At 47.8% G+C, this 24,627-nt stretch carries 24 protein-coding genes, 1 pseudogene and 1 riboswitch; of the genes and pseudogenes, 13 read left to right on the top strand and 12 right to left on the bottom strand.

From position 1 onward, the window contains the following. Positions 1–230: 230 nt before the first annotated feature. Positions 231–404: pseudogene (locus LVQ79_RS10995) on the bottom strand (YoaH family protein); the annotation flags it as partial. A gap of 108 nt (positions 405–512) precedes the next feature. Between LVQ79_RS10995 and pabB the strand changes: the two are divergent. The 3 genes from pabB (at position 513) to sdaA (ending at position 4,095) form a co-directional block, all read left to right on the top strand. Beyond that, positions 513–1,874, top strand: a complete 1,362-nt coding sequence (pabB, locus tag LVQ79_RS10990; RefSeq protein ID WP_370639844.1) for an aminodeoxychorismate synthase component 1 — start codon at positions 513–515, stop codon at positions 1,872–1,874. Between the two features lie 3 nt (positions 1,875–1,877). Continuing rightward, complete coding sequence (locus LVQ79_RS10985; protein WP_232864964.1) at positions 1,878–2,456, top strand: CoA pyrophosphatase; 579 nt, start codon at positions 1,878–1,880, stop codon at positions 2,454–2,456. Between the two features lie 274 nt (positions 2,457–2,730). After that, positions 2,731–4,095 (top strand): L-serine ammonia-lyase, encoded by a 1,365-nt coding sequence (sdaA, locus tag LVQ79_RS10980; protein ID WP_232864963.1) that lies wholly within the window; start codon positions 2,731–2,733, stop codon positions 4,093–4,095. A gap of 45 nt (positions 4,096–4,140) precedes the next feature. Here sdaA and LVQ79_RS10975 read toward each other — a convergent pair whose 3' ends face one another. Further along, positions 4,141–5,049: a LysR substrate-binding domain-containing protein gene (locus tag LVQ79_RS10975; RefSeq protein WP_232864962.1), complete on the bottom strand. Its 909-nt coding sequence runs from the start codon at positions 5,047–5,049 to the stop codon at positions 4,141–4,143. A gap of 158 nt (positions 5,050–5,207) precedes the next feature. Here LVQ79_RS10975 and LVQ79_RS10970 point away from each other — a divergent pair, with 158 nt between their 5' ends. The 3 genes from LVQ79_RS10970 to pdeD all read left to right on the top strand — a co-directional run bounded on the left by LVQ79_RS10970 (position 5,208) and on the right by pdeD (position 9,344). Then, positions 5,208–6,398 (top strand): MFS transporter, encoded by a 1,191-nt coding sequence (locus LVQ79_RS10970; protein ID WP_232864961.1) that lies wholly within the window; start codon positions 5,208–5,210, stop codon positions 6,396–6,398. A gap of 10 nt (positions 6,399–6,408) precedes the next feature. Beyond that, positions 6,409–7,584 (top strand): amidohydrolase, encoded by a 1,176-nt coding sequence (locus tag LVQ79_RS10965; protein WP_232864960.1) that lies wholly within the window; start codon positions 6,409–6,411, stop codon positions 7,582–7,584. A 164-nt stretch (positions 7,585–7,748) separates the two neighbouring features. Then, a complete protein-coding gene (gene pdeD, locus LVQ79_RS10960) occupies positions 7,749–9,344 on the top strand; it encodes a cyclic di-3',5'-guanosine monophosphate phosphodiesterase PdeD (protein ID WP_232864959.1) in 1,596 nt (531 codons plus the stop codon). A gap of 1 nt (position 9,345) precedes the next feature. Here the strand turns inward: pdeD and yoaE are convergent, their stop codons facing one another. Continuing rightward, the gene (gene yoaE, locus LVQ79_RS10955) at positions 9,346–10,905 is read right to left on the bottom strand and encodes a TerC family protein (protein ID WP_232864958.1); all 1,560 of its coding nucleotides are present in this window, start codon (positions 10,903–10,905) and stop codon (positions 9,346–9,348) included. A 477-nt stretch (positions 10,906–11,382) separates the two neighbouring features. Here yoaE and manX point away from each other — a divergent pair, with 477 nt between their 5' ends. The 5 genes from manX (at position 11,383) to mntP (ending at position 15,584) form a co-directional block, all read left to right on the top strand. Further along, entirely contained in the window at positions 11,383–12,351 is a 969-nt protein-coding gene (gene manX, locus LVQ79_RS10950; RefSeq protein WP_064511860.1) for a PTS mannose transporter subunit IIAB, read from the top strand. A gap of 75 nt (positions 12,352–12,426) precedes the next feature. After that, positions 12,427–13,224 (top strand): PTS mannose/fructose/sorbose transporter subunit IIC, encoded by a 798-nt coding sequence (locus tag LVQ79_RS10945; protein WP_232864957.1) that lies wholly within the window; start codon positions 12,427–12,429, stop codon positions 13,222–13,224. 12 nt (positions 13,225–13,236) lie between these two features. Then, positions 13,237–14,091, top strand: a complete 855-nt coding sequence (locus LVQ79_RS10940; protein ID WP_120066780.1) for a PTS mannose transporter subunit IID — start codon at positions 13,237–13,239, stop codon at positions 14,089–14,091. Between the two features lie 65 nt (positions 14,092–14,156). Continuing rightward, positions 14,157–14,615 carry a DUF986 family protein gene (locus LVQ79_RS10935; RefSeq protein WP_232864956.1) on the top strand — a complete coding sequence of 153 codons (459 nt, stop codon included), beginning with the start codon at positions 14,157–14,159 and terminating at the stop codon, positions 14,613–14,615. 198 nt (positions 14,616–14,813) lie between these two features. Further along, a riboswitch (yybP-ykoY riboswitch) is annotated at positions 14,814–15,001 on the top strand. A 10-nt stretch (positions 15,002–15,011) separates the two neighbouring features. After that, positions 15,012–15,584 (top strand): manganese efflux pump MntP, encoded by a 573-nt coding sequence (gene mntP, locus LVQ79_RS10930; protein ID WP_232864955.1) that lies wholly within the window; start codon positions 15,012–15,014, stop codon positions 15,582–15,584. Here the strand turns inward: mntP and rlmA are convergent. From rlmA to mgrB, 7 genes are all read right to left on the bottom strand, one after another. Next, complete coding sequence (gene rlmA / locus LVQ79_RS10925; protein ID WP_232864954.1) at positions 15,576–16,388, bottom strand: 23S rRNA (guanine(745)-N(1))-methyltransferase; 813 nt, start codon at positions 16,386–16,388, stop codon at positions 15,576–15,578. The genes mntP and rlmA overlap by 9 nt on opposite strands. Positions 16,389–16,450: 62 nt before the next feature. Then, positions 16,451–18,193: a peptidoglycan glycosyltransferase FtsI gene (gene ftsI, locus LVQ79_RS10920; RefSeq protein ID WP_232864953.1), complete on the bottom strand. Its 1,743-nt coding sequence runs from the start codon at positions 18,191–18,193 to the stop codon at positions 16,451–16,453. 233 nt (positions 18,194–18,426) lie between these two features. Continuing rightward, entirely contained in the window at positions 18,427–18,636 is a 210-nt protein-coding gene (cspE, locus tag LVQ79_RS10915) for a transcription antiterminator/RNA stability regulator CspE (RefSeq protein ID WP_001062678.1), read from the bottom strand. Positions 18,637–18,649: 13 nt separating this feature from the next. Next, positions 18,650–18,793, bottom strand: coding sequence for a DUF2627 domain-containing protein (locus tag LVQ79_RS10910; protein WP_072009398.1), 144 nt, complete (start codon positions 18,791–18,793; stop codon positions 18,650–18,652). A gap of 531 nt (positions 18,794–19,324) precedes the next feature. After that, the gene (locus LVQ79_RS10905) at positions 19,325–20,326 is read right to left on the bottom strand and encodes an MBL fold metallo-hydrolase (RefSeq protein ID WP_232864952.1); all 1,002 of its coding nucleotides are present in this window, start codon (positions 20,324–20,326) and stop codon (positions 19,325–19,327) included. Between the two features lie 36 nt (positions 20,327–20,362). Then, positions 20,363–20,650, bottom strand: a complete 288-nt coding sequence (locus tag LVQ79_RS10900; protein ID WP_232864951.1) for a YebO family protein — start codon at positions 20,648–20,650, stop codon at positions 20,363–20,365. 74 nt (positions 20,651–20,724) lie between these two features. Beyond that, positions 20,725–20,868: a PhoP/PhoQ regulatory lipoprotein MgrB gene (gene mgrB / locus LVQ79_RS10895; RefSeq protein ID WP_072009397.1), complete on the bottom strand. Its 144-nt coding sequence runs from the start codon at positions 20,866–20,868 to the stop codon at positions 20,725–20,727. A 157-nt stretch (positions 20,869–21,025) separates the two neighbouring features. Here mgrB and LVQ79_RS10890 point away from each other — a divergent pair, with 157 nt between their 5' ends. Continuing rightward, complete coding sequence (locus tag LVQ79_RS10890) at positions 21,026–21,268, top strand: YobH family protein (protein WP_232864950.1); 243 nt, start codon at positions 21,026–21,028, stop codon at positions 21,266–21,268. Between the two features lie 46 nt (positions 21,269–21,314). Here the strand turns inward: LVQ79_RS10890 and kdgR are convergent, their stop codons facing one another. Continuing rightward, positions 21,315–22,106, bottom strand: coding sequence for a DNA-binding transcriptional regulator KdgR (gene kdgR / locus LVQ79_RS10885; protein WP_034455177.1), 792 nt, complete (start codon positions 22,104–22,106; stop codon positions 21,315–21,317). A gap of 179 nt (positions 22,107–22,285) precedes the next feature. Between kdgR and LVQ79_RS10880 the strand changes: the two genes are divergently transcribed. Next, entirely contained in the window at positions 22,286–23,662 is a 1,377-nt protein-coding gene (locus LVQ79_RS10880) for an MFS transporter (protein ID WP_151994562.1), read from the top strand. Between the two features lie 45 nt (positions 23,663–23,707). Here LVQ79_RS10880 and htpX read toward each other — a convergent pair whose 3' ends face one another. After that, a complete protein-coding gene (htpX, locus tag LVQ79_RS10875) occupies positions 23,708–24,589 on the bottom strand; it encodes a protease HtpX (protein WP_034457026.1) in 882 nt (293 codons plus the stop codon). Positions 24,590–24,627: the final 38 nt, after the last annotated feature.

Raw genomic sequence — 24,627 nt, 5'->3', positions numbered from 1 at the left:
CAAAGAAATGGAGTATGCCGATCCAAAACTGGCGGCTGGCGATGAGTCGTTTTATTATCGAGTTCGGTGACCGCCTGAGCGATCACCTTTAATACGTTGGCAGTTACACAGAATTATTTACAGGGTCTCGGCCCGCGTTACTTATCGTCGTCATTTTCTTCGTAATGATCGACGTAGTGTTCTTCTTCGTCGTCATTTTCGTTTTCTTCATCACTTTCTGCGTCGCCGACATCATCATCCTCAAAACGGACTGCGACCATTTCACCGGTATGATTGGCACGAATTTCTGCTGCGACCATAGTGATGGCTTCACCACTACTCATGCCGTTAGCCATCAGTTCCTGAATTCGCTCAACGGCTTTTTGCTGTTGCTCGTGGGATAATGAGGGTAATCCTGAAAACATTTTCGACTCCTGTTACATTGCCTGGGTTAATTATTTCACGCTGCTTTCATTGATTCCAGAGGGTTTCCAGGTAAGCAGGATGATCTGTCTCTTTTTTAGTTGTGGTTTATGACGTTGCAAACTCTAACTTTTCGCACTTTGCCATGGCATTCGAATGCCGTTCAACACACTTTCAAAGCTATTGCACAGCAACCATGGGCGATGCTGCTGCATTCCGGCTTTGCTGAACATCCCCATAATCGCTTTGATATTCTGGTGGCCGAGCCGCGTGCAACTTTAGTAACCCATGGCGCTCAAACGACAATCTGCGTGGAAGGAGTCAGCTCGACTCATCATAGCGACCCATTACAACTGTTGCAGCAAACGCTGGACAGTTTTGGCTACCAGCCAGCAACTCACCCGGAATTACCTTTCTTGGGCGGTGCGTTGGGGTTATTTGGTTATGATCTGGGTCGTCATTTCGAAAAAGTACCAGAAATTGCACAGGCCGATCTCAACACTCCGGACATGGCAATTGGCATTTATGACTGGGCTTTGATTGCCGACCATAAACTCAAAAAACTCACACTTATTTGCTGGGGTGAATGTTCTGCACGACTTAACTGGCTGGAAGCGCAAATAGCTCCGGTTGTTAAGCCGTTTCGCCTGACGAGCACGTGGCGCTCCAGTATGACCCGCGAGCAGTATGGACTTAAATTCCGGCAGGTACAGGAATATCTCAAAAGCGGCGATTGTTACCAGGTCAATCTCGCGCAGCGCTTTAACGCCTGTTACGAAGGTGATGAATGGCAAGCGTTTGAGAAACTCAACGCCGCTAATCGTGCGCCATTTAGTGCCTTTATTCGCCTACCTGAAAGCGCGATTCTTAGTCTGTCTCCTGAGCGTTTTATTTTGCTCGAAGGCAAGAATATCCAAACGCGCCCGATTAAGGGCACTTTGCCGCGCCTTGCCGACCCCATTGCCGATGCGCAGCAAGCTGAAAAGCTCGCCAACTCACCAAAGGATCGGGCCGAAAACCTGATGATTGTCGATCTACTGCGGAATGACATTGGCCGGGTTGCCGTGCCAGGCAGCGTAAAAGTACCAGAACTGTTTGTTGTCGAGCCCTTCCCGGCAGTTCATCACCTCGTCAGTACGATCACTGCACAGTTGCCACAACATCTACAGGCAACAGATTTACTGCGTGCGTGCTTCCCGGGGGGGTCTATTACCGGAGCACCAAAAGTACGCGCTATGGAAATCATCGAAGAACTGGAACCGCAACGACGCAATGCGTGGTGTGGCAGCATTGGTTATCTGAGCTTCTGCGGCAATATGGACACCAGTATTACCATCAGGACACTCACTGCCGAAGGCGGCAAACTGTACTGCTCTGCAGGTGGTGGCATAGTTGCCGATAGTGTTGAATCTGCGGAATATCAGGAAACCTTTGATAAAGTTAATCGTATTCTGCCGCAATTAGAGAGTTGATGAATGTCTGGTTCCTCCTTGACCATGAACGATTTTTTATCGCGTTTTCAACTGCTGCAACCGCCAGCAACGCGGATGAGCGGTAATAAACGCCAGGCCGCCGTGTTGATCCCTATCGTCCGTCGCCCGCAACCCGGACTGCTGCTGACGCAGCGTTCAGCCATGATGCGCAAACATGCTGGACAAGTGGCCTTTCCCGGTGGTGCGGTTGATGACACGGATGAGTCGTTAATTGCGGCCGCGCTGCGCGAAGCCTGGGAAGAAGTCGCCATTTCTCCTGACAGTGTCGAAGTGATTGGTACTTTGCCGCCGGTTGATAGCGTTACGGGATTTCAGGTCACCCCGGTCGTAGGCATTATTCCACCCGACTTGCCCTACCATGCCAGCGAGGATGAAGTCGCAGCAGTATTTGAAATGCCATTGATGGAAGCCCTTACACTTGGCCGTTACCATCCGCTGGATATTCACCGTCGTGGCAACGCCCACCGAGTTTGGCTTTCCTGGTATCAGCACTATTTTGTCTGGGGCATGACGGCCGGAATCATCCGTGAATTAGCCTTGCAGATAAGTGTGGAACCCTGATCACTCTTTAATCCTGTAAAAACGGCTATATTTAGCAGAGTGTCTTGCTGAGGTTTTATTCCCTTATTTGCATCATGGGTAAAAGAAATGGTGAATGACTCTGGACTTATCCCCCGACAACCGCATTCACAGGCCGGATTAGTCAAGTTATAGTTAACCATTAGTTTAATTCATGTGAATAGTTTACTACGGTGAGCAATAAATTTTTAAACTAGCTGACTGCGATTTTGCAGCAGCAAATTTTATTTATCTGGTGCCTTGGAAGGAGTTTTGTGTGATTAGCATATTCGACATGTTCAAAGTCGGCATTGGGCCATCCAGTTCCCATACCGTCGGTCCAATGAAGGCCGGTAAGTTGTTTGTCGATGATCTGGTCGAAAAAGGATTACTGGAAAGCACGACACGTATTGCAGTCGATGTTTACGGTTCCCTGTCTCTGACAGGTAAAGGGCACCACACCGATATCGCTATTATCATGGGTCTTGCAGGTAACGAACCTGCCACCGTCGATATTGATTCAATCCCGGCGTTTATCCGTGATGTTGAAACCCGTGGTCGTTTGTGGCTGGCCCAGGGCCGCCATGAAGTCGATTTCCCGAAAGATTCAGGTATGTGTTTCCGCAACGACAACCTGTCGCTGCATGAAAACGGCATGACTATTCACGCGTTCAGTGGCGATCAAGAGATCTACACTAAAACGTACTACTCCATCGGCGGTGGTTTTATCGTTGATGAAGAAAACTTTGGCAAAGACGCCGTTGACGAAATCGTGGTGCCTTACTCGTTCAATTCCGCCGAAGAAATGCTGAATCATTGTAAAGAGACAGGTATGTCGCTGTCCGGCGTGATCATGCAGAACGAGCTAGCTTTACATAGCCGTAAAGAAATTGAAGAGTATTTTGCCAACATCTGGCAAACCATGCGTGCCTGTATTGACCGTGGTGTGAACACCGAAGGCATTCTGCCTGGCCCATTGCGTGTGCCACGCCGTGCTTCTGCATTGCGCCGTATGCTGGTTTCTAGCGATAAACTGTCTAACGACCCAATGAATGTGGTCGATTGGGTGAACATGTTTGCGCTGGCCGTTAACGAAGAAAACGCTGCTGGTGGGCGTGTGGTAACTGCACCTACTAACGGTGCCTGCGGTATCGTTCCTGCTGTGCTTGCTTACTATGACCACTTTATCGAGTCAGTCAGCCCGGATACCTATATCCGCTACTTCCTCGCATCAGGTGCAATTGGTGCGCTATACAAGATGAATGCGTCTATTTCTGGTGCAGAAGTCGGCTGTCAGGGTGAAGTGGGCGTGGCCTGTTCTATGGCTGCCGCAGGTCTTGCTGAAATCTTAGGCGCAAGCCCAGAGCAAGTTTGTGTTGCAGCGGAAATCGGTATGGAACATAACCTGGGTTTAACCTGCGACCCGGTTGCAGGCCAGGTTCAGGTGCCTTGTATCGAACGTAACGCCATTGCTTCCGTGAAAGCGATCAATGCCACCCGTATGGCTATGCGCCGCACCAGCGAACCGCGTGTCTCTCTCGATAAAGTTATCGAAACCATGTACGAGACAGGCAAAGACATGAACGCCAAGTACCGTGAAACTTCACGTGGCGGCCTGGCAATCAAAGTACAGTGTGACTAATCCAATCTGGCCCTCTGCAAAGAGGGCCAACCTACTCTGCCAAACCTACCACGGGTAATTCTGACACTGCTGACGCAGCGCTAATAAAAATTGTCGCGCCGTCGCTGTTAAGTCCGACTTCTGTGACCAGATAACGCAATACTGTGCCGATGGTAGCGTCGTTATAGGTAATACGGTCAGCCTATCCTGTAAGAATAATGGTGTACTCATCGCTCGGGCGACTATCGTCAAATAATCGGAATGCAGCACCATGTTGAGTCCACAAATCACTGAATCTGTTCGAATCGGTGCTTCATGCATCTGGCCATAAAACTCATTGAGTTCATCTTGTAGCTGTTGGTAATAACCGATATTTGCTTCCGGTAATAACCATTTCGCCCTGCGTAATTGGGCAAGTGATGTCGCCTGCGCTAAGGGATGCTCACGCCGGGCAATCACACAGAATGGTGCGCTAAACAGCGGCTCAACAATAACATCTTCCGGCACTTTGGCAGGATTGATTGTCCCAATAGCCAGATCGAGCTCTCCTTGTTGCAATAGCGGCAGCAATGTTGTCAGTTGCCCTTCTTTGATATGCAAACTTGCTTGCGGCAAGCGCGATTTAAAACTGTCGGCTACGGCCGGAAAAACACTTAACGCAATCAATGATGAAAAACCAATGGTCAGTTTGCCTTGTGAAAAGTGGTTAATTTGTTCCACTTCCTCGGCCGCACGCTGTAGTTCCTCCAGAATCCACTCAGCCCGACGGGAAAATGCCTCTCCTGCCTCGGTTAAGGTGATGCCTTCGTTTCCGCGCAGAAATAGTTGCGCTGATAAAGTTTGCTCCAGCTCTCGTAATGTCCTGCTCACCGCTGGCTGAGATTGCCCCATTACTCGCGCAGCTCCACGGATGCTGCGGCTGCGCACCACTTGTCTGAAGACATGTAACTGCTGCATTTTCGGCAAATACTTCATGCACACCCCTATCAATAAAAAGCATCACCCCAAACAAAATTGCATCTTTTGCGAGAATACCCGCACTGCTTATATAGCTATCAGAGTTATCCATATGAACGCTGCAACCAACGGGGCGATTCGCTCCTGGAACGGAATTCCGCATAAGGGTCCGCACGATGAAAAAAAACCACTCCTTGATGATTTTCCTGTTATTTCTGGGCTATGTCATTGTCTATATAGATAAAACGGTGATGGGCTTCGCATTATTGCCTATCGAAAAAGAGTTTGGCGTCTCCACACAGCAACTGGGGTACATCACCGGCATTTTCTTCCTCTCTTACTCACTGTTTCAAATACCGGCAGGCTGGCTAAATGACCGCATTGGTTTTCGTAGCATGCTGGTTGCTTCACTCTGCCTGCTCGGTGGATTTGCGCTTTGTTTCGGTGTTCTGGGTTTAAGCTTTGGTATGTTGATAGTCTTCCGCTTCCTGGCGGGAATCGGTCATTCAGGATACCCATGCTCCTGCGCCAAAGCGGTGGTCAGTAATTTTAGCGTTGAAAAACGGACATTCGCCCAATCAATCCTGCTTTCCTCGGCCGGACTTGCAATGACCATTGGCCCGATGGTGGCAGTCAGCGCATTAACGCATATTGGCTGGCGCGGCTCGTTTGCCGGGCTCGGTTTGATGGCCTGCGCAGTTGCCGTAGTTATCTTTATGCTGGTGAGTAAACCGCCCGTCACGACGAAAGCCACCTCTACCACCAGTTATCGCACGCTGTTGAAAAATCCAACCGTGATACTGCTATTCGTTTCTATCTTCTGCATCAATATTCCCAGTTATGGTTTGATGGCCTGGCTACCAAAGTTTTTGGTACAACAGCGCCATATGCCGCTTGAAACCTCAGGGCTTGTGATTGCTGCCGGAGGCTTAGGTATCTGGATTTCATCGCTTGGCACCGGTTGGTTGGTCGGTAAATATTTTCAGGGGCGCGAGCCACTGGTGATTGTTGCCTGCTCTATAGCCAGTGCTCTGTGCATCTTCACCATTTACCACATGCCTTCACCCATCACCGCCAGTGTGTTCTTGTTTCTTGGCCAAGTCTTTTTGATGGGCAGTTTTGTCACGGCTTTCACCTTGCCGATGAAACGCCTGCCGGTAGAAACCATGGGGGCAGCCATTGGCCTGATTAATACCGGTGGCACCCTGGGCGGTTTTGTTTCTCCAATCGTGATGGGCTACCTCATTGGCACAAGCCAGGACTACTACACCACGTTTATCTTCCTTTCCTTGTCGATGATCTGCGCAGCGCTAGCCGTCTTACCATTGATGGCAAAAAGAACCGCGCTGAACACTGTGACCGAATAACGGAGCTATTATGACTTTCAATATCGATATTCTGACTGACGAAGTGGCCCATGACGTTTCTCGCTGGCGCCAGCATATTCATGCCAACCCGGACCTCTCTTTTCAGGAGCAAGCCACCGCTGATTATATCGCCTCAGAGTTAGCAAGCTTTGGGCCGCTTGAGTTGCGTCGTCTGACACTAAACAGCGTTGTGGCTGAATTGAAGGGAAAACTCCCTGGCCCAGTATGGGCGCTACGTGCGGATATTGATGCCCTGCCGATTCAGGAAGAGAGCGGCGAAGCTTTCTCCTCATGTAAACCTGGTGTGATGCATGCCTGCGGGCATGATGCCCATGCGGCGATGTTAATGGGTGCGGCAAAAGTACTGTGTCATTTTCAGGACAGGCTCAAAGGCTCGGTACGTTTTATTTTCCAGCATGCAGAAGAAGTGCCGCCGGGAGGTGCTCAAGAGCTGGTAAATTTGGGCGTGCTGCAAGATGTCGAATACATCTTTGGCCTGCATGTTATGCCAGATAAGCCCACGCAGACCTTGTCATTGAAAGAAGGTGTGTTCAGCGCATCAAGCGATAATTTCGATATTGTGATAACCGGGAAAGGCGGTCATGGCTCAATGCCGCACCTGTGTATTGACCCAATTGTTATCGGTGCAGAAATTGTCAGCGCATTGCAGCAAATTGTTGCCCGCAAGCTCGACCCTCTGCACGCACCAGTATTAACCATCGCCACTTTCCAGTCGGGTGAAAGCTACAATGTCATCCCGAATAGCGCCCATCTTGCCGGTACACTGCGTACACACAACCAAAAAGTGCGTGAACAGGTTCCGCAACTCATGCAGCAAGTGATTGCAGGGGTTGTTGCCGCTCACGGAGCAAGTTTTGATATTCAGTGGCAAGCGGGTTATGCCGTAGGGAATAATCATGCTTCTGCCTGCGAGATTGCGCGCAAAGTTATCGAAGAAAATTTCCCTCCGCAAACGCTGCACACGGTAACAACACCGTTATTTGGGAGTGAAGATTTCTCTTCATATCAGCAACATGTTCCGGGATGCTTTATTTTCGTCGGCTGTAGAAATCCCGACAAAGGCGCTGTGTGGAATGTCCACAATCCACACTTCCTGTTGGATGAAGGTGCTATGAAAGTGGGGGTTAAAACGCATCTGAGTTTGATAAGCCAAATGTTTGTTTAAATATTCACTAAAATAGCAAGCGTCGTGTCTGCGACGCTTGCACGAAAGACTCCATTAGCGCTCATCTAAAAGTATGATTTTCCCTTCGGATACCCAATCCCCCACTACACTTGGAATGTTCTGTGTGCCGATTTCGGCCGCGGTTCTAAACAAGGTGGTCGCGGATGCAGACGGCACAACGCATATTAAGAGATTATCGCCGCAGACGATTGATTGTCTGCGTTGCGTTAGCCGTATTAGTGCTGCTGCTGACACTCAGTGCGCGCTACATTGCCGATCGTGATTCGAATGAACAACGTATGCACGCATTTAACCAACGAGCTGTCAGTTCACTTGAAAACGTTCTGATACCGCTTGATTTAGCAAGCAAAGATGCGATGCAGCTAATAGGGTTATCATGTGAAGCCGCGCAACTGAGGATGCGGGAATTAGTGGCTCGTATGCAAACAGTACGCGATATTGGCCTAATTAAGGATGATATCTTTTATTGCTCAAGTATTTTTGGCCCACGCTCAATACCCATTGATCTGGTGCAACCCCGCTTGCCATCATCATTACCACTCTTATTCCTCTCGATAGACCATACGTTACTTAAAGGCACGCCGATTCTTCTATCCTGGCATCCTCTGCGCAATAGTCAGCATGACGGTGTTATGCAAATTATTAATATTGAGTTGCTATCGGGATTTATGCTTGAACCCAGACGCCCCTGGGTCTCCCGTGCGATGTTAAATGTCGCCGGTTCACATTATGAATATGGGAAAGGGTTACTGCCCCGAATTACCGTTGACGACGGGCAAGTCAGCCATGAACTGGAATCCGATATATTTCCTTTTTCCGTCACTATTATTGGCCCATCCTCCAGTCAGCTGGCATTACAAAATATGCCAACGCAACTGCCGCTGGCACTGATCTTAAGCATGTTGATTGGCTATATAACGTGGCTTGCCACCGCGAACCGAATGAGCTTTTCCTGGGAGATTAATCTTGGGCTTGCCTTACATGAGTTCGAAGTTTTTTGCCAGCCGCTAGTCAGCTCACGTAATCTTCAATGTGTTGGCGTGGAGTTACTTTTGCGGTGGAATAATCCCCGCCAGGGCTGGATTTCACCTGATGTATTTATCCCACTTGCTGAACAGCAAAATTTGATAGCACCACTAACACGATTTGTACTTTCAGAAACAGTACGTAATCTTGATATCTTTCCGAATTCCCCTGATTTCAATATCGGGATCAACATCGCGGCAAGTCATTTCCATAATGGCGAGATTATCGAAGATTTGCGCCACTACTGGTTCCCAGCCCACCCTATACAGAAACTGACCCTTGAACTTACGGAGCGTGATGCCTTACCAGATGTCGATCTTCGGGTGATACGCGATTTACATCGCATGGGAGTCGATTTGGCTATAGATGATTTCGGTACAGGTCAAAGTTCACTGGCTTATCTCGAAACATTAAATCCAGACGTGCTGAAAATCGATAAGTCGTTTACTGCAGCGATTGGGACCGATGCAGTCAATTCGACAGTGACTGACATTATTATTGCGCTGGCGCAGCGGTTAGAAATTGGTTTAGTTGCGGAAGGTGTTGAAACGCCGCAGCAAGCAGAGTATCTGCGTAACCACGGCGTAAATGTACTACAAGGATTTTTGTATGCGCGGCCAATGCCTTTGAAAGAGTTTCCGCGCTGGCTGGGGAGCAGCACGCCGCCCCCACGCAGGAATGGTCACGTTATTCCCATTATCCCGCTACGCTAATTTACTCTTCTTCGTCTTCATGTTCAGAGCGTTCTTTTACCACACGAACCAAGTCCACACGGTAATCGTTGGCCTTGACAATCTGGATGCGTAGCGGAGCCAGCTCAATGACATCACCCACTTTAGGGATTTGGCCATTCACAGCGATAACCAAACCGGCGATAGAAGCAATGTCTTCCTCATCGTTCACCAGATTGTTGATATCAAGATGCTGCTGAATCGCGTGCAGGTCGGTTGAGCCTTTAACTAACCAACCATCGCCATCACGCACGATTTCGGGTGTTTCGTCGGCATCAGGGAATTCACCAGCGATAGCTTCCAGAACATCCAGCGGCGTTACCAGGCCTTGAACCACACCAAACTCGTTATTAACGATAACGAAACTACCGCGAGCACGACGAAGCACACCCAGCAAGTTAATCGGGTCCAGCGTTTCCGGAACTACAATTGCAGGTGAACGTGCAGCAATAGAAACCACATCACCACCGTTTTCCAGGGCTACCAGCAACTCTTTGGCACGCACGATGCCGATGATTTCATCAAGCTCCCCATGGCAAACCGGGAACAAGCTATGCGGAGATTCCAGCAGTTGCTCGCGAATTTCAGCAGTGGTTTTATCGGCATCCACCCATGATATTTCACCACGCGGCGTCATAATGCTGCGTAGCGAACGAGATGCCAGCGTCAACACACCGTTAATCATATAGCGCTCTTCTTCAGCAAAAGATTCTGCTTCAATTGGCGTGATGGTTTTGTTGTCTTCATTAGACGAACGCTGTTGGCGTTTGCCATTCATCAAACGCAAAATCGCATCAGCCGTACGAGCACGCAACGGTACATTTGACTGATGGCGAATAAAGTTACGACGCGCAATCTGGTTGAAAAACTCGATGATGATCGAGAAACCAATCGCCGCGTACAGATAGCCTTTAGGAATATGGAAACCGAAGCCTTCTGCTACCAGGCTCAGACCAATCATCAACAGGAAGCTCAGGCACAGCACCACGACCGTAGGGTGTTGGTTAACAAAATTCGTTAACGGTTTGGACGCCATCAGCATCACACCCATCGCGATGACGACCGCCGCCATCATCACTGGCAGGTGATTTACCATGCCCACCGCGGTAATAACCGCATCCAGTGAAAACACCGCATCCAGCACCACAATCTGCAATACCACCACCCAGAAACTGGCGTAACCTTTACCGTGCCCGTCATCATGCTGGCGGTTTTCCAGCCGTTCGTGCAGCTCCGTCGTCGCTTTAAATAGCAAGAACAGGCCACCGAAGAGCATGATGAGATCGCGTCCTGAGAACGTCAGGTTGGCGATGGTAAACAGCGGTTGGGTGAGTGTCACCATCCATGAGATTAACGACAGCAAACCGAGTCGCATGATCAAAGCAAGGGATAAACCGATAAGTCTCGCTTTATCTCGTTGTTTTGGTGGAAGTTTATCCGCAAGAATGGCAATAAAGACCAGGTTATCAATACCCAGCACTATTTCCAGCACAATCAGCGTCAGTAAACCCACCCATATTTGGGGATCCATTAAGAGTTCCATGACAAGCTCCTGCTTTGGGAATAACTCATCGGCATCACGCACAAGGCGGACGCAAAGAGGCAAGTTGAGGTATTAACGGGGCGTGAAACGCCAATGTGAAGGACTGAGTTTTCAGACCTGAAATTGAAAAGACGTCGATGACGGTCCATACGGTGGGCTACTGCCCTTTACTCCTAAGCAATTAAACGAGATGCAAACAATATCAGAGCAAAATACCCTTTTGCAAAGATTTACCTGATTTTGCAATTTTACTGTCATTGACCTCGTTCATTATTTGCCCCAAGAATCATTAAGTTGTTAGCAAACCTAAATTACGGATCTTCATCACATAAAATATTTTTTTCACTGACTAAAATAAATCCGTCTTAAGTTACACATCTTTACTCATACCGTTATCTGAATCGATTCGCTAAAGAAACGGATAATCTACAAAACACCTTATTAAGGGTGTGGCTATACCAACACAGGAGGTAGCAAGTGACCATTGCTATTGTCATAGGCACGCATGGCTGGGCAGCAGAACAATTGCTGAAAACCGCAGAAATGCTATTGGGCGAACAAGAAAATGTTGGCTGGATAGATTTCGTTCCCGGTGAAAACGCCGAAACCCTAATTGAAAAATACAACGCTCAACTGGCAAACCTGAACACCGACAAAGGTGTGCTGTTTCTCGTCGATACCTGGGGTGGTAGCCCGTTTAACGCAGCCAGCCGTATTGTCGTCGATAAAGAGCATTACGAGGTCGTCGCCGGGGTCAATATTCCGATGCTGGTTGAAACCCTGATGGCTCGTGATGATAACCCTTCATTTGATGAGTTAGTGGCAATCGCTGTTGAAACAGGTCGTGAAGGGGTTAAAGCCCTGAAAGCTAAACCTGTTGAAAAAGCTGTACCTGTTGCGCCTGTTGCTGCACCTAAAGCCGCAGCACCGCTGAAGCCAATGGGTCCGAAGGACTATATGAATATCGGTCTGGCTCGCATCGATGACCGTTTAATTCATGGCCAGGTTGCTACCCGCTGGACCAAAGAAACCAACGTAACACGCATTATTGTTGTCAGTGATGAAGTGGCAGCCGATACCGTGCGTAAAACACTGTTGACGCAAGTTGCTCCTCCTGGTGTGACGGCACACGTCGTTGACGTCGCGAAAATGATCCGCGTGTGGAATAACCCGAAATATGCAGGCGACCGTGTGATGCTGCTGTTCACTAACCCAACCGATGTTGAACGCGTCGTGGAAGGTGGAGTGGACATTAAGTCAGTCAATATCGGTGGTATGGCGTTCCGCCAGGGTAAAACCCAGGTTAACAACGCGATTTCTGTCGATGAAAAAGATATTGAAGCCTTCAAGAAACTTAACGAGCGCGGCATTGAACTCGAAGCCCGTAAAGTTTCAACCGATCAAAAATTGAAAATGATGGATCTGATCGCGAAGGTGAAAAGCTAATTACTGATGTGATTTGCTTAATTCTACGTTTTGCTCAGTTTTCACACATAAGTCACACGTTTAAGGAGAAGTACAATGGAGATTACCACTCTTCAGATTGTGCTGGTGTTTGTCGTAGCCTGTATTGCCGGTATGGAGTCGGTGCTCGATGAATTTCAGTTCCACCGTCCGCTGGTCGCCTGTACCTTAATCGGTCTGGTACTCGGTGATATGAAAACCGGTATTATTATCGGTGGTACGCTTGAAATGATCGCGCTGGGTTGGATGAACATCGGTGCGGCAGTTGCTCCCGATGCCGCACTTGCGTCAATTATCTCAACCATACTGGTTATAGCCGGGCATCAGGGCATCGGTTCTGGTATCGCTCTGGCCATTCCACTGGCAGCAGCAGGCCAGGTACTGACCATTATCGTTCGTACTATTACCGTGGGCTTCCAGCACGCAGCAGATAAGGCCGCCGAAAGTGGCAACCTATCGGCGCTCTCCTGGATTCACGTTTCTTCCCTGTTCTTGCAAGCAATGCGTATCGCAATCCCTGCCGTTATCGTCGCAGTTTCCGTCGGCACTAGTGAAGTACAGAACCTGCTGAATGCCATTCCTGAAGTGGTAACCAGCGGTCTGAACATCGCCGGTGGCATGATTGTTGTTGTGGGTTATGCGATGGTCATCAACATGATGCGCGCAGGCTACCTGATGCCATTCTTCTATCTGGGCTTCGTTACCGCGGCTTTCACCAACTTCAACCTGGTAGCACTGGGTGTGATTGGTGCTGTGATGGCAATTCTGTACATCCAGTTGAGCCCGAAATACAACCGTTCCGCGGCCCCGGCGCATGCTGCTGGTTCTAACGATCTCGACAACGAATTAGATTAATAGGTGAGCGAAATGGTTGATACCACCAAAACAACGACTACAGAGAAAAAACTCACCCCAGGTGATATTCGTGCGGTGTTCATGCGTTCAAACCTCTTCCAGGGTTCCTGGAACTTCGAACGTATGCAAGCGTTGGGCTTCTGCTTCTCAATGATTCCGGCAATTAAACGCCTGTATCCTGAAAATAACGATGCTCGTAAACAAGCAATTAAGCGTCACCTGGAATTCTTTAACACCCATCCATACGTTGCGGCTCCTGTATTGGGCGTAACGCTTGCGATGGAAGAACAGCGTGCAAACGGTGCAGAGATTGACGATGGTGCCATTAACGGTATCAAAGTTGGTTTGATGGGGCCGCTGGCTGGTGTAGGCGACCCAATCTTCTGGGGTACCGTACGTCCAGTATTCGCAGCACTTGGTGCTGGTATCGCAATGAGCGGTAGCCTGCTGGGCCCACTATTGTTCTTCATCCTGTTTAACGCCGTGCGTTTGCTGACTCGTTATTACGGCGTCGCTTATGGTTACCGCAAAGGGATCGATATCGTTAAGGATATGGGCGGCGGCTTCCTGCAAAAACTGACTGAGGGGGCGTCAATTCTCGGCCTGTTTGTCATGGGGGCGCTGGTTAACAAGTGGACACACGTTAATATACCGCTAGTCGTGTCGAAGATTACCGACCAGACTGGCGCTGTGAAAGTGACCACCGTTCAAACTATTCTTGATCAGTTGATGCCGGGCCTTGTGCCACTGCTGTTAACGTTTGCTTGTATGTGGCTGCTGCGTAAGAAAGTCAACGCGCTGTGGATCATCATGGGCTTCTTCGTTATTGGTATTGTCGGTTATGCTATCGGCCTGCTAGGCCTGTAATTAGTTTGTTATACGAACCGGGGCCCTTGCCCCGGTTTTTTATTGTTTAGAGTGAAGGTAGTGTTATGACTTTGACGGATGTAGTTCTGCTGGTATTTATTGTACTGTTGCTTGCATGGGCGGTTTACGATGAGTTCATCATGGATAAGCTCAAAGGCAAAACCCTGCTGAAAGTTCCCCTTCTGCGCCGCAACCGTATCGACGGAACCATTTTCTTCGGGTTGGTTGCTATCCTCATCTACAACAATGTCACCTCTGGCGGCGCTCCGGTCACTACCTGGTTATTATCTGCGCTGGCACTCATTGCTATTTATATTTCGTGGATTAGACAACCTAAATTACTGTTTAAAACAGAAGGTTTCTTCTTCGCGAATGTATGGGTTTTATATTCCCGAATTAAAGAAATGAATTTATCTGAGGATGGTGTTCTGGTGTTGCAATTAGAACAACGCCGCTTGCTCATCCGAGTAAAAAACATTGATGACCTGGAAAGAATTTATAAATTAATGGTTGTTACTCAATAAGTTAGCAACATAGCAAAGTCTATATTCCTATATTTTTTGTACAATCTATAAAATATAGCCGCTGCTATTTCGCACAATTAGTGTGCTCTTATTTTAAAGATTCTCTTACCGATTAAAGTTAATGAAAATCGTTATCATTTAAGCATTGAGAATAATAGCTTCAATTATTGTTTTATCTTTAAAGAATATGTTAAGGTTGCGCCCGTCGTTGGGGAGTAGCCGATTTTCGTGATTGCGAAAATGTACATGTCAACATACTCGTTACTTGTTTAAGCAAGATTTATAACGTGGCATGTACGACTCAAATACTGAGTAGGCGAGACCATAGGCACGTAACCATCATTTAAGTTGGGGATGGTTGACGTGTATATGGATATTCCCAACTGAGGCATTTGCATGAATCTCTCCGCTACTATTATTCTCGCTTTTGGCATGTCGATGGATGCTTTTGCTGCATCAATCGGGAAAGGTGCCTCTCTCCATAAACCTAAGTTTTCCGAAGCGTTACGAACCGGGCTTATCTTTGGCGTCATCGAAACCATCACCCCGCTCATCGGCTGGTGTCTGGGTCTTCTGGCAAGCAAGGTCGTGCTGGAATGGAATCATTGGGTTGCATTTATCCTGCTGGTGTTTCTCGGCATTCGTATGATTTATGAAGGTGTGCGCGGTAACGATGACGAAGAAGCGCCAAAGCTGCAACGTCATGGATTTTGGCTATTAGTCACCACGGCTATCGCTACCAGCCTTGATGCCATGGCGGTCGGTGTCGGCCTCGCATTCCTGCAAGTTAATATTATTGAAACCGCTCTGGCTATTGGTTGCGCGACCATGATTATGTCCACGCTGGGTATGATGCTGGGCCGCTTTATCGGCCCGCTACTCGGTAAGCGCGCCGAGATCCTCGGCGGTGTGGTGCTAATTGGGATTGGTTGTCAGATTCTTTATAGCCACTTCAGCGCATTAAACTGATGATTCGCGTCGCCAGACGCGAATGACAAAATCTGTCTCGCAAGCGAATGCCGTTTCAGCCGTCAAAGCCTGCCACACTTCAGGGCGGGCACGCCAGGCGAACGGCGTCATTTGTAATAACGCAACCGCTTCATTTCCCTGTAACGTCATCGGCCAGCCAATGCTCTGCGTCTGTTCTGCTATAAAACCAGGTAAAGACTCAGACTCGGTGCTGTGCAGCACTACGTTGTCATAAATTAAACCTTTCAGCTGCATTAAATGACGTGGGCCCGGCGTGGCAGTGATGACGATACCTCCAGGTTTCACCACCCGCGCTAGCTCTTCAGCTTTACACGGGGCAAAAATACGCACCACGGCATCCAGACTATTATCATCAAACGGCAAACGGTGGCTCGATGCCACGCAGAACTGCACCTGCGGATAACGCTTTGCCCCATAGCGAATCGCTACTTTTGCAACATCTAATCCCCAGGTCATTCCTTCATTTTTTGCAACAATCTGTGCAAAACCCGCCGTGTAATACCCTTCCCCACAGCCTATATCCAGCAAAGTAACTGGTGCAGCCTGTTCCAATATCAGGCAGATAGCATCACGCAGCGGCTGATAATGCCCGGCATCAAGAAATGTTCTGCGGGCCTGCATCATTTCGCTGCTATCGCCCGGGTCTTTTGAACGCTTATGCTGAACCGGCAGCAAATTCACATATCCCTCTTTTGCCTTATCGAATTGATGGCCTTGCGGGCAAACAAAGCTCTTCCCCTCGGGATCAAGCGGTGCATGACAAAGCGGGCAAAGATAAGACATAAGAACTCCAGGCAATCGTAAAGGGCGCAAGTGTACCGCTTACGCCCCGCTTCGAAAAGCCACTAACCTGCTGGACCCTCGACAACGGCCTTATTTAACACCGTTAAATTGGTATCTCCCTGTGGCAGACCATCAGGTTCGATATTCTCCAGACGCAGCACATCACCCATTATCTGGCTAAAAACGGGCGCTGAGACGGCCCCACCGTAGTACACGCCATTTTCAGGATCGTTAATCACAACCACTACTACAAAACGCGGGTTACTGGCTGGCGCTACACCTGCGGTGTACGCAATATATTTATTGATGTATTTCCCGTCATCGCCAATTTTCTTGGCAGTACCGGTTTTAACTGCAACACGATAACCACGCACTGCCGCTTTGACGGCTCCGCCCGGTAGAGCCACACTTTCCATCATGTGTTCCACTTCGTGTACCACCTGCTCTGACATCACACGTTCTCCAACTACAGGAGGATCGACGCGTGTAATAGAAAGCGGTCTTGAAATACCATAGCTTCCGATGGTGGCATAGACATGAGCCAATTGCAGCGGCGTTACCATTAAACCGTAGCCGAAAGAAAATGTCGCGCGATCCAACTCCCCCCAGAACCTCCTATGGGGTAATAAACCGCTACTTTCACCCGTTAGCCCTAACCCAGTCGGCGTGCCGAAACCAAAGTTTTTATAGGTGTCTAGAAGCTTCTGGATAGGCATTGCTAGTGATAGGTGCGAAACACCGGTATCACTCGACTTTTGCAAAATGCCAGTTAGAGAAAGTAAAGGATAATAGCCAACATCGTGAATACGATGACCGTCGAGAGTATAAGGACGTGTGTCCAGTACACTATCGGGTTCCACTATACCTTGTTGCAATGCGGTCATAATCACCATCGGTTTGACGGTTGAACCGGGTTCAAAGGTGTCGCTAATCGCCCGATTACGGAAGTCGTTAAGTGTTGCACCTTCACGATTATTCGGGTTGTAGGTCGGGCAACTTGCCATTGCCAAAACCTCACCTGTATTAATATCCAGAATAACGGCAGCGGCAGATTCTGCCTTATTCCACGAAACTGCGTTCAGGAGCGCATCTTCTGTTATCGTTTGCAGTCGTTCATCAATGCTTAGCATGAGGTTATGAGCAGGGTTTGCTGGAGTTTCCGTGATATTTTCTATGACATGTCCGTGTCTGTCTTTACGAACAAGTCTCTCACCCGCTTTGCCCGTCAACTGGCGATTAAAACTCTTCTCAATGCCTTCAATACCTTGATCATCAATGTTGGTAAAACCGAGCAAGTTTGCGGCGACATGGCCTGCGGGATAAAACCGACGTGATTCATCCCGTAATGAAATTCCTGGCAGTTTCAGGCTCTCGATGTATTGCGCTTGTTGCGGATCAATTTGGCGTGCGAGGTAAATGAAGCGATCGGCTGGATTACGGCGAATGCGGGCGGCAATTTCATTAAGGGGTATATGTAAGGTTGTTGCCAGAGCCTGCCAGCGGCTACTGATTTGCACGCCACCTTTTTCCATTACTGTTTTCGGGTCAGCCCAGATTGCTTTTACCGGCACGCTCACCGCCAACGGTCTGCCATTGCGGTCTTCTATCATTCCACGTGGCACGACAATGGGTTCTTCACGTAAAGAACGCATGTCTTCCTGCTTGACCAGATTTTCGGGTGAGATGATTTGCAACCAGGCAACACGTCCCAGCAAGAACACCAGACACATAAAGATAGCGATGCAAAGAAGAGCAAAACGCCACTGAATAAAATTACCCACAATTCCAGGGGCGGTTTTTCTCACATTCAATCCTTAACGACAACTAAGCGATTGAAAATTTAAACATAATGGGGAAACTAACCGGACAGGAACAGTGCTACAAGATGCGCTGCTTTGCTACAAGACATAACTGGGAGAGCTTTCCAGAAACACATAGAAAAATAATGGTCAACATTCAGACATGAAAAAGCCCCGCTACAAGAGCGAGGCTTTCATCAAAATTTGGCGTTATTCGCGCCAGGTCTAATTCAGCCGAATTAGATAGCAGTTACGTTAACCGCTGCAGGGCCTTTCTGGCCGTCCTGGATTTCGAACTCAACGTTCTGGCCTTCAGCCAGAGTTTTGAAGCCGTTACCCTGGATTGCAGAGAAGTGTACGAACACATCTTTGCTGCCGTCAGCAGGAGTAATGAAGCCAAAACCTTTAGACTCGTTGAACCACTTAACTTGACCTTTAATCTTTGCCATTTTGCAAAATTCCTTAGATTGTTTTCTTTGCCCGGAGGCATAACTTAGCTAAAACAGAGACATTACTGCATGAGGCACTAATATAAGGCTCGGCAGAGAAGCGGTATTCAACGACAACGTGTTTACTCAGAACTTCTTTACTGAAAATGCCACACATAAACAGAACTGTACCTCGTTTAACCCAACGTGTTATCACATACAACGCAATCAATGGCAAGCCATTTTTCGGCGTGTATCGATCTGTCGCACAAATTCCGAAACTCATATTGTAATGAAAATGAAATGCACAATTTGTGCATAGATTAACAGTAGACAAAGATGATTCCGTGCATTCATATGACGACCACAGACAACGTTTTTACCATAGCCCAAAGATATCTTTTCGTCCAGGCGAAGTGCGAAAAAGTCGATATCATAGGCATTATGCTTATGATTTTTTTAGCATAGCTATGCAAAAAATGAACAATTTCACTTTGCTACGAAAACAATAGAATTGATATAAGAAATAGCGAGAATAGAAAAATGAATAAACCTTGAGCGGTTGTCTGATTATATTGCACCAAAAGAATGAAAGTTTAATCAACCCATGCTTCATGATGAGGCAATAAAAACGTTTCGCTATATTTTCGATGTAATAAAGTAACCAAAAGATAGTCCGTAATAGCGTCTTAAAATTTTTTAATAATGTTTAAGTCTTAATTTTAAATAAGTGTGAACTTTGACCAATACACAACGGCGAAAAGAGTCGGCTTTCCTCGCCTTCATCATCAAGTGCGGTTAGTAGCTCTTGCGGAGGCATGTCCAGTGATTCATCAGCCAGTTCAAATACGCCCCAATGGATAGGAACCGTAAAAGGTCTGCCCAACTGCTGCCAAAGCGTAACCGCCTGCTGCGGATCCATATGATGGCTACTCATGAACCAGCGTGGAGAATAAGCTCCTATTGGTATCAATGCCGCATCCAGGGGGCCTCTGAACAAAGCAATATCAGCAAGTCCTGCTGTATAGCCCGTATCACCGCTAAACCATATCCTTAAGTGGCTGCTTTCTATAATCCACCCACACCACAAACTCCGGTTACGATCCCAGAATGAACGCATGCTCCAGTGCTGTGCCGGCACCGCTGTAAAAGTCATTCCTTGCAGGGTAATGCTCTGCCACCAGTCAAGCTCAGTCACATGGCGTATACCTCGACGGGTAAACCACTGTTTTAAGCCCAACGGGACAAAGAAATGAGTATCGGGGAAACGACGGACAATCTGTCGAATGGTGGAACGGTCCAGGTGATCGTAATGATTATGCGAAATCATAACGGCATCAAGTTGATGCAATTCATTGATATGAATTGGGGATGGAGTCTTACGCTCAGGACCTGCAAATGATAATGGGGAAGCTCGCTGGGACAACACGGGGTCGGTCAATAAATACAGACCATTGATACGCAGCAATACCGTTGCATGCCCTAACCACCATAGCCGATCATCCTTACCCTGGAGTTCAGCCTTTTGCCACCAACGTTCAGTGAAAGCGGCATAACCATTACTCGGAGGATGGGGCAATCCCTGCGCTTTTCGCTCTTTTCGCCAACGTTCAACATCACCCGGTTTTCGTAAGCTTGACTCCAGATTACGAAAACCGTCGATTAGGTGATGAGATTTTAGGGGATCAAACCAAGGATTTTTCCACCGCATGGTCACTCCACAGCAACACAAACAGGTTTATCCGGATTAACGCTCAGCGACCAGACGAATAAAATCGTCTTCCACTTCGTCATCTTCCTTTGTTACTTCTGGTTCTTCCTTAACTACTTCAGGCTCGTTCGCTTCACACAAACGTCGTAACAGAGCAGTCTGCCGCTTTTGCTGATCCAGCAACTCTTCAAGAAGTTCGATCTGTTCATTGGTCCGGCTACTCGCACGGTTAACAAAGAACCACATTACGAGGCCGATAACCAGTACCACCAGGGAAACTGTCAGGGACACGATATTCAACGCGCCAACACTTAATTCGTTCATATTACCACCTCAGCAAAACGCGCTATTCTACACCTGCCGGGTCTTAAGGTAAGCACTATGTGGATAAAAACACACTACCAGGGTATAAATTTATTAATTGTACAAATGCCGCTGAAAAATTGTACATCCTGATCGCACATTACGTTGACCATTTGGGTCCATAGCAGCAGGCAGACGAAAAAAACTGCAATCAGAATAAGCCATCTGTACTTTCTCACTACTCTCTCCACCTCTTTCCTATTTATTGTAAAGTCTGGCATAGACAGCCTAAACGACACATAACTCTCACGTATATTATTTAAGAATCATCACATTGCTACTACAGCGCAATCCGCTACGCTTAGAAGTCTAATTACTTAATAATAAGAGGTACCTATGCGTATTGTGATCCGCACTATTATTGTAATAGCGCTTTTGTGGATCGGTTTACTCCTCTCTGGATATGGAGTTTTGATTGGAAGTCATGAAAATGCTGCAGGTATGGGGCTTCAATGCAAATACCTAACTGCTCGAAATATCACCACAGCACAATTTGTTCATACCAGCAGTGGAATTATCGGACTTAGCGATTGCCCAGTATTGCGTAAAAGTGATGAGGTTATCGATACGGGTAACTAGCAACATATAAAGAAAACGCCGCTAAATAGCGGCGTTTTCTATTTCATCAAAATGGATATTCGTGATAACCCATTTGTTCAGAAATAGTTCGCGCTGCGTCATGAAGCATCGCTACATATTCATGAAGTCTGTCTTCGGAAAAACGAAGTGTCGGGAATGAAATACTCAACCCGGCAATAACGACACCAAATCGGTCAAAAACAGGTACGCCGATGCAGCGTAAACCTTCTTCCTGCTCTTGGTTATCTTCACCGTAACCCTGCTCACGCACGGTATCCAGGACATCCAACAATTCGTCAGTGCTCATGATAGTGCGCTCAGTGCTGCGGTTATATTCCACATCAGCAAGGATTTCACGCACTTCATTACGATCTCGCCACGCCAAAAGCACTTTACCAATTGCGGTGCTGTACAATGGATTACGACGACCGATGCGCGAGTACATGCGCAGGTTATACATTGAGTCAATCTTATGGATATAGACAATACTGTCTTCATCCAACGCACCCAAGTGGATGGTTTCTTTCGTCAGACGCGATAATTCTCGCATTTGAATGTCTGCGCTACGAATCAAATCAACGTTCTGCAATGCACGCGCACCAAGCTCAAACAGCTTGAGGGTAAGCGAGTACTTTTCAGATTCGCCTTCCTGAGCAACATAACCCAGGGATTTCATAGTCTGCAAAAAGCGATAGACGGTGCTTTTTGACATCATTACGCGTTGCGATAATTCAGTAATACCAATTTCGCGTTCTTCGCCAAGCGCCTGTAAAATGCCAAAAACTTTCAGGACAGAAGAGACAGAATCAGGTTGTTTATCCAGATCTGCGATAGCCATTAAATCACCTCGATCGCATTTGTTTTATAAAAATCAGAACTGGTTTTTAGTATAAGTTGACTACCATATCATCGCAATGAATCTATTCTATTTCGTTACAAATCTGCGACATATCCCTTAAATTTAGTGCTATTATTATTGCTCTTCGAATAAATCACCCATGAAGTTAAATTTCCCTTATGGATAAAACCCTTGCTGATGGGCTGCCAATACCGCAGCGCTATGGTGCTATTTTGGCCATTGCGTTGGGTATCACAATGGCAGTTCTGGATGGCGTGATCGCAAACGTAGCACTTCCAACTATTGCACGAGAACTAAACGCCAGTCCGGCAGAATCCATCTGGATAGTGAACAGCTATCAAATCGCGATAATTATTTCGTTACTGTCGATGTCATTCTTAGGCGACATTTTTGGTTATCGCCGGGTATATCAGTGCGGACTGATTCTGTTCTGCATGACATCGTTATTCTGCGCGCTGTCGAATTCATTGCCCATGTTGACGTTTGCTCGTGTGCTTCAGGGCTTTGGCGGTGCTGCATTAATGAGCGTCAATACTGCTCTCATCAGGCTTATCTATCCGCAAAAATATCTCGGCCGTGGGATGGGGATTAACTCGTTTATTGTCGCCGTATCCTCAGCTGCCGGCCCCACTATTGCCGCCGCGATTCTTTCTGTCGCATCGTGGAAATGGCTGTTTTTGATTAATGTGCCAATTGGTATTCTCGCGCTATTGCTGGCAATTCGTTTTCTGCCCCCCAATCAACAAAAATCGCAAGGCCAACGCTTCGATATCCCTAGTGCGATTATGAATGCCTTGACGTTCGGCCTGCTGATCTCGGCAATTAGTGGTTTTGCCCAAGGGCAGTCAGGATGGTTGATCATTTCCGAGCTCGTTGCATTAGCTGTGATTGGCTTCTTCTTTATTCGTCGCCAATTGAAACTCCCCTTCCCTCTATTACCCGTGGATTTATTGCGTATTCCTGTATTTTCATTATCTATGGGAACGTCTGTTTGTTCTTTCGCTGCTCAAATGCTAGCGATGGTTTCACTTCCCTTTTTCTTGCAATCAACATTAGGACGCAGCGAAGTAGAAACGGGTCTACTTCTCACTCCGTGGCCAATTGCAACAATGATAATGGCACCGGTTGCTGGTCATTTGATTGGGCGAGTACATGCAGGGCTGCTGGGTGGGCTCGGGCTTGTTGTTATGGCATTCGGTTTATTTGCTTTAGCGTTGTTACCGCACAACCCTACCGATATCGATATCATCTGGCGCATGCTTTTGTGCGGCGCTGGTTTCGGTTTGTTCCAGTCACCTAATAACCACACAATCATTTCATCAGCACCGCGTAACCGCAGCGGCGGTGCCAGTGGCATGTTAGGCACGGCTCGATTGTTAGGACAAAGTTGCGGTGCAGCTCTGGTGGCTTTGATGTTCAACCTTTTCGCGATTCACGGAACGCATGCCTCGCTTTTACTGGCAGGGAGTTTTGCGACCATCGCCGCCATTGTTAGCAGTTTACGCATGTCCCAACCTACGACTTCTCAGGCATAAAAAAAGCGTGCCAGCGATGGCACGCTTTTTCATTTCAGATAATGACTACTTCAGATACTCGCCGTTACGCAGCGCTTCAATACGCTTATCCAATGGCGGGTGAGTCATGAACAATTCACTCATAGACTTCGCCTTACCATTGATACAAAACGCCATCATGCTGCTGGCTTCTTGCGGTTCATAGCTGGTTTTCAGGCGCTGCAGTGCGGCAATCATTTTTTCACGACCAACCAATTTTGCAGACCCGGCATCAGCATGGAATTCACGGTGACGTGAGAACCACATTGTGATGATGCTTGCCAGAATGCCAAATACCAGTTCCAGCACAGTCGCAATGGCAAAATAGACAAACGGGTTGCCGTTGTTGCTCTCACCCTCATCCCGATTACCAGACAAGAAGCCAGAAGCGACTTGCGCGATGATACGAGAAATAAAGATTACGAAGGTGTTCACCACGCCCTGAATCAGCGTCATGGTTACCATGTCACCATTCGCGATATGGCTGATTTCGTGCGCGATAACCGCTTCTGCTTCATCACGACTCATGTTCTGCAGAAGGCCGGTGCTAACCGCAACAAGCGATGCATTACGACGAGCGCCTGTGGCAAACGCATTAATATCTGGCGCATGGTAAATAGCCACCTGCGGCATGGCGATACCCGCTTGCTGAGACTGTTGGCGCACTGTTTCCATCAGCCAGCGCTCTGTTTCATTGCGCGGTTGCTCAATCACTTCCCCGCCCACTGAACGCAATGCCATCCATTTGGACATCAGTAATGAGATGATTGAACCACCAAAGCCAAACAACACCGCCATGATCATCAGACCCTGTACGCTGCTCGACTGGATCCCCGTCAGGCTTAGCACTAGCCCGAAAACGACCATGACTGCAAGGTTGGTCAACAGGAAAAGCCCGATACGCATCATAATTTTCTTTTTACCTCGGTTAAAAATACGCATTCTGC

The sequence above is a fragment of the Buttiauxella cochleicola genome (assembly GCF_021282405.1).
Taxonomy (GTDB): Bacteria; Pseudomonadota; Gammaproteobacteria; order Enterobacterales; family Enterobacteriaceae; genus Buttiauxella; species Buttiauxella massiliensis.
This window is presented reverse-complemented; position numbering and strand designations above follow the sequence as displayed.

Excerpts from the sequence above, each read along its gene's own strand:
- pabB (WP_370639844.1), top strand. The coding sequence starts at position 513 with ATGACGTTGCAAACTCTAACTTTTCGCACTTTGCCATGGCATTCGAAT.
- LVQ79_RS10985 (WP_232864964.1), top strand. The coding sequence starts at position 1,878 with ATGTCTGGTTCCTCCTTGACCATGAACGATTTTTTATCGCGTTTTCAA.
- LVQ79_RS10975 (WP_232864962.1), bottom strand. The coding sequence starts at position 5,049 with ATGAAGTATTTGCCGAAAATGCAGCAGTTACATGTCTTCAGACAAGTG.
- LVQ79_RS10970 (WP_232864961.1), top strand. The coding sequence starts at position 5,208 with ATGAAAAAAAACCACTCCTTGATGATTTTCCTGTTATTTCTGGGCTAT.
- LVQ79_RS10965 (WP_232864960.1), top strand. The coding sequence starts at position 6,409 with ATGACTTTCAATATCGATATTCTGACTGACGAAGTGGCCCATGACGTT.
- pdeD (WP_232864959.1), top strand. The coding sequence starts at position 7,749 with ATGCAGACGGCACAACGCATATTAAGAGATTATCGCCGCAGACGATTG.
- yoaE (WP_232864958.1), bottom strand. The coding sequence starts at position 10,905 with ATGGAACTCTTAATGGATCCCCAAATATGGGTGGGTTTACTGACGCTG.
- LVQ79_RS10945 (WP_232864957.1), top strand. The coding sequence starts at position 12,427 with ATGGAGATTACCACTCTTCAGATTGTGCTGGTGTTTGTCGTAGCCTGT.
- LVQ79_RS10940 (WP_120066780.1), top strand. The coding sequence starts at position 13,237 with ATGGTTGATACCACCAAAACAACGACTACAGAGAAAAAACTCACCCCA.
- LVQ79_RS10935 (WP_232864956.1), top strand. The coding sequence starts at position 14,157 with ATGACTTTGACGGATGTAGTTCTGCTGGTATTTATTGTACTGTTGCTT.
- mntP (WP_232864955.1), top strand. The coding sequence starts at position 15,012 with ATGAATCTCTCCGCTACTATTATTCTCGCTTTTGGCATGTCGATGGAT.
- rlmA (WP_232864954.1), bottom strand. The coding sequence starts at position 16,388 with ATGTCTTATCTTTGCCCGCTTTGTCATGCACCGCTTGATCCCGAGGGG.
- cspE (WP_001062678.1), bottom strand. The coding sequence starts at position 18,636 with ATGGCAAAGATTAAAGGTCAAGTTAAGTGGTTCAACGAGTCTAAAGGT.
- LVQ79_RS10910 (WP_072009398.1), bottom strand. The coding sequence starts at position 18,793 with ATGTGTGGCATTTTCAGTAAAGAAGTTCTGAGTAAACACGTTGTCGTT.
- LVQ79_RS10905 (WP_232864952.1), bottom strand. The coding sequence starts at position 20,326 with ATGCGGTGGAAAAATCCTTGGTTTGATCCCCTAAAATCTCATCACCTA.
- LVQ79_RS10900 (WP_232864951.1), bottom strand. The coding sequence starts at position 20,650 with ATGAACGAATTAAGTGTTGGCGCGTTGAATATCGTGTCCCTGACAGTT.
- LVQ79_RS10890 (WP_232864950.1), top strand. The coding sequence starts at position 21,026 with ATGCGTATTGTGATCCGCACTATTATTGTAATAGCGCTTTTGTGGATC.
- kdgR (WP_034455177.1), bottom strand. The coding sequence starts at position 22,106 with ATGGCTATCGCAGATCTGGATAAACAACCTGATTCTGTCTCTTCTGTC.
- LVQ79_RS10880 (WP_151994562.1), top strand. The coding sequence starts at position 22,286 with ATGGATAAAACCCTTGCTGATGGGCTGCCAATACCGCAGCGCTATGGT.
- htpX (WP_034457026.1), bottom strand. The coding sequence starts at position 24,589 with ATGATGCGTATCGGGCTTTTCCTGTTGACCAACCTTGCAGTCATGGTC.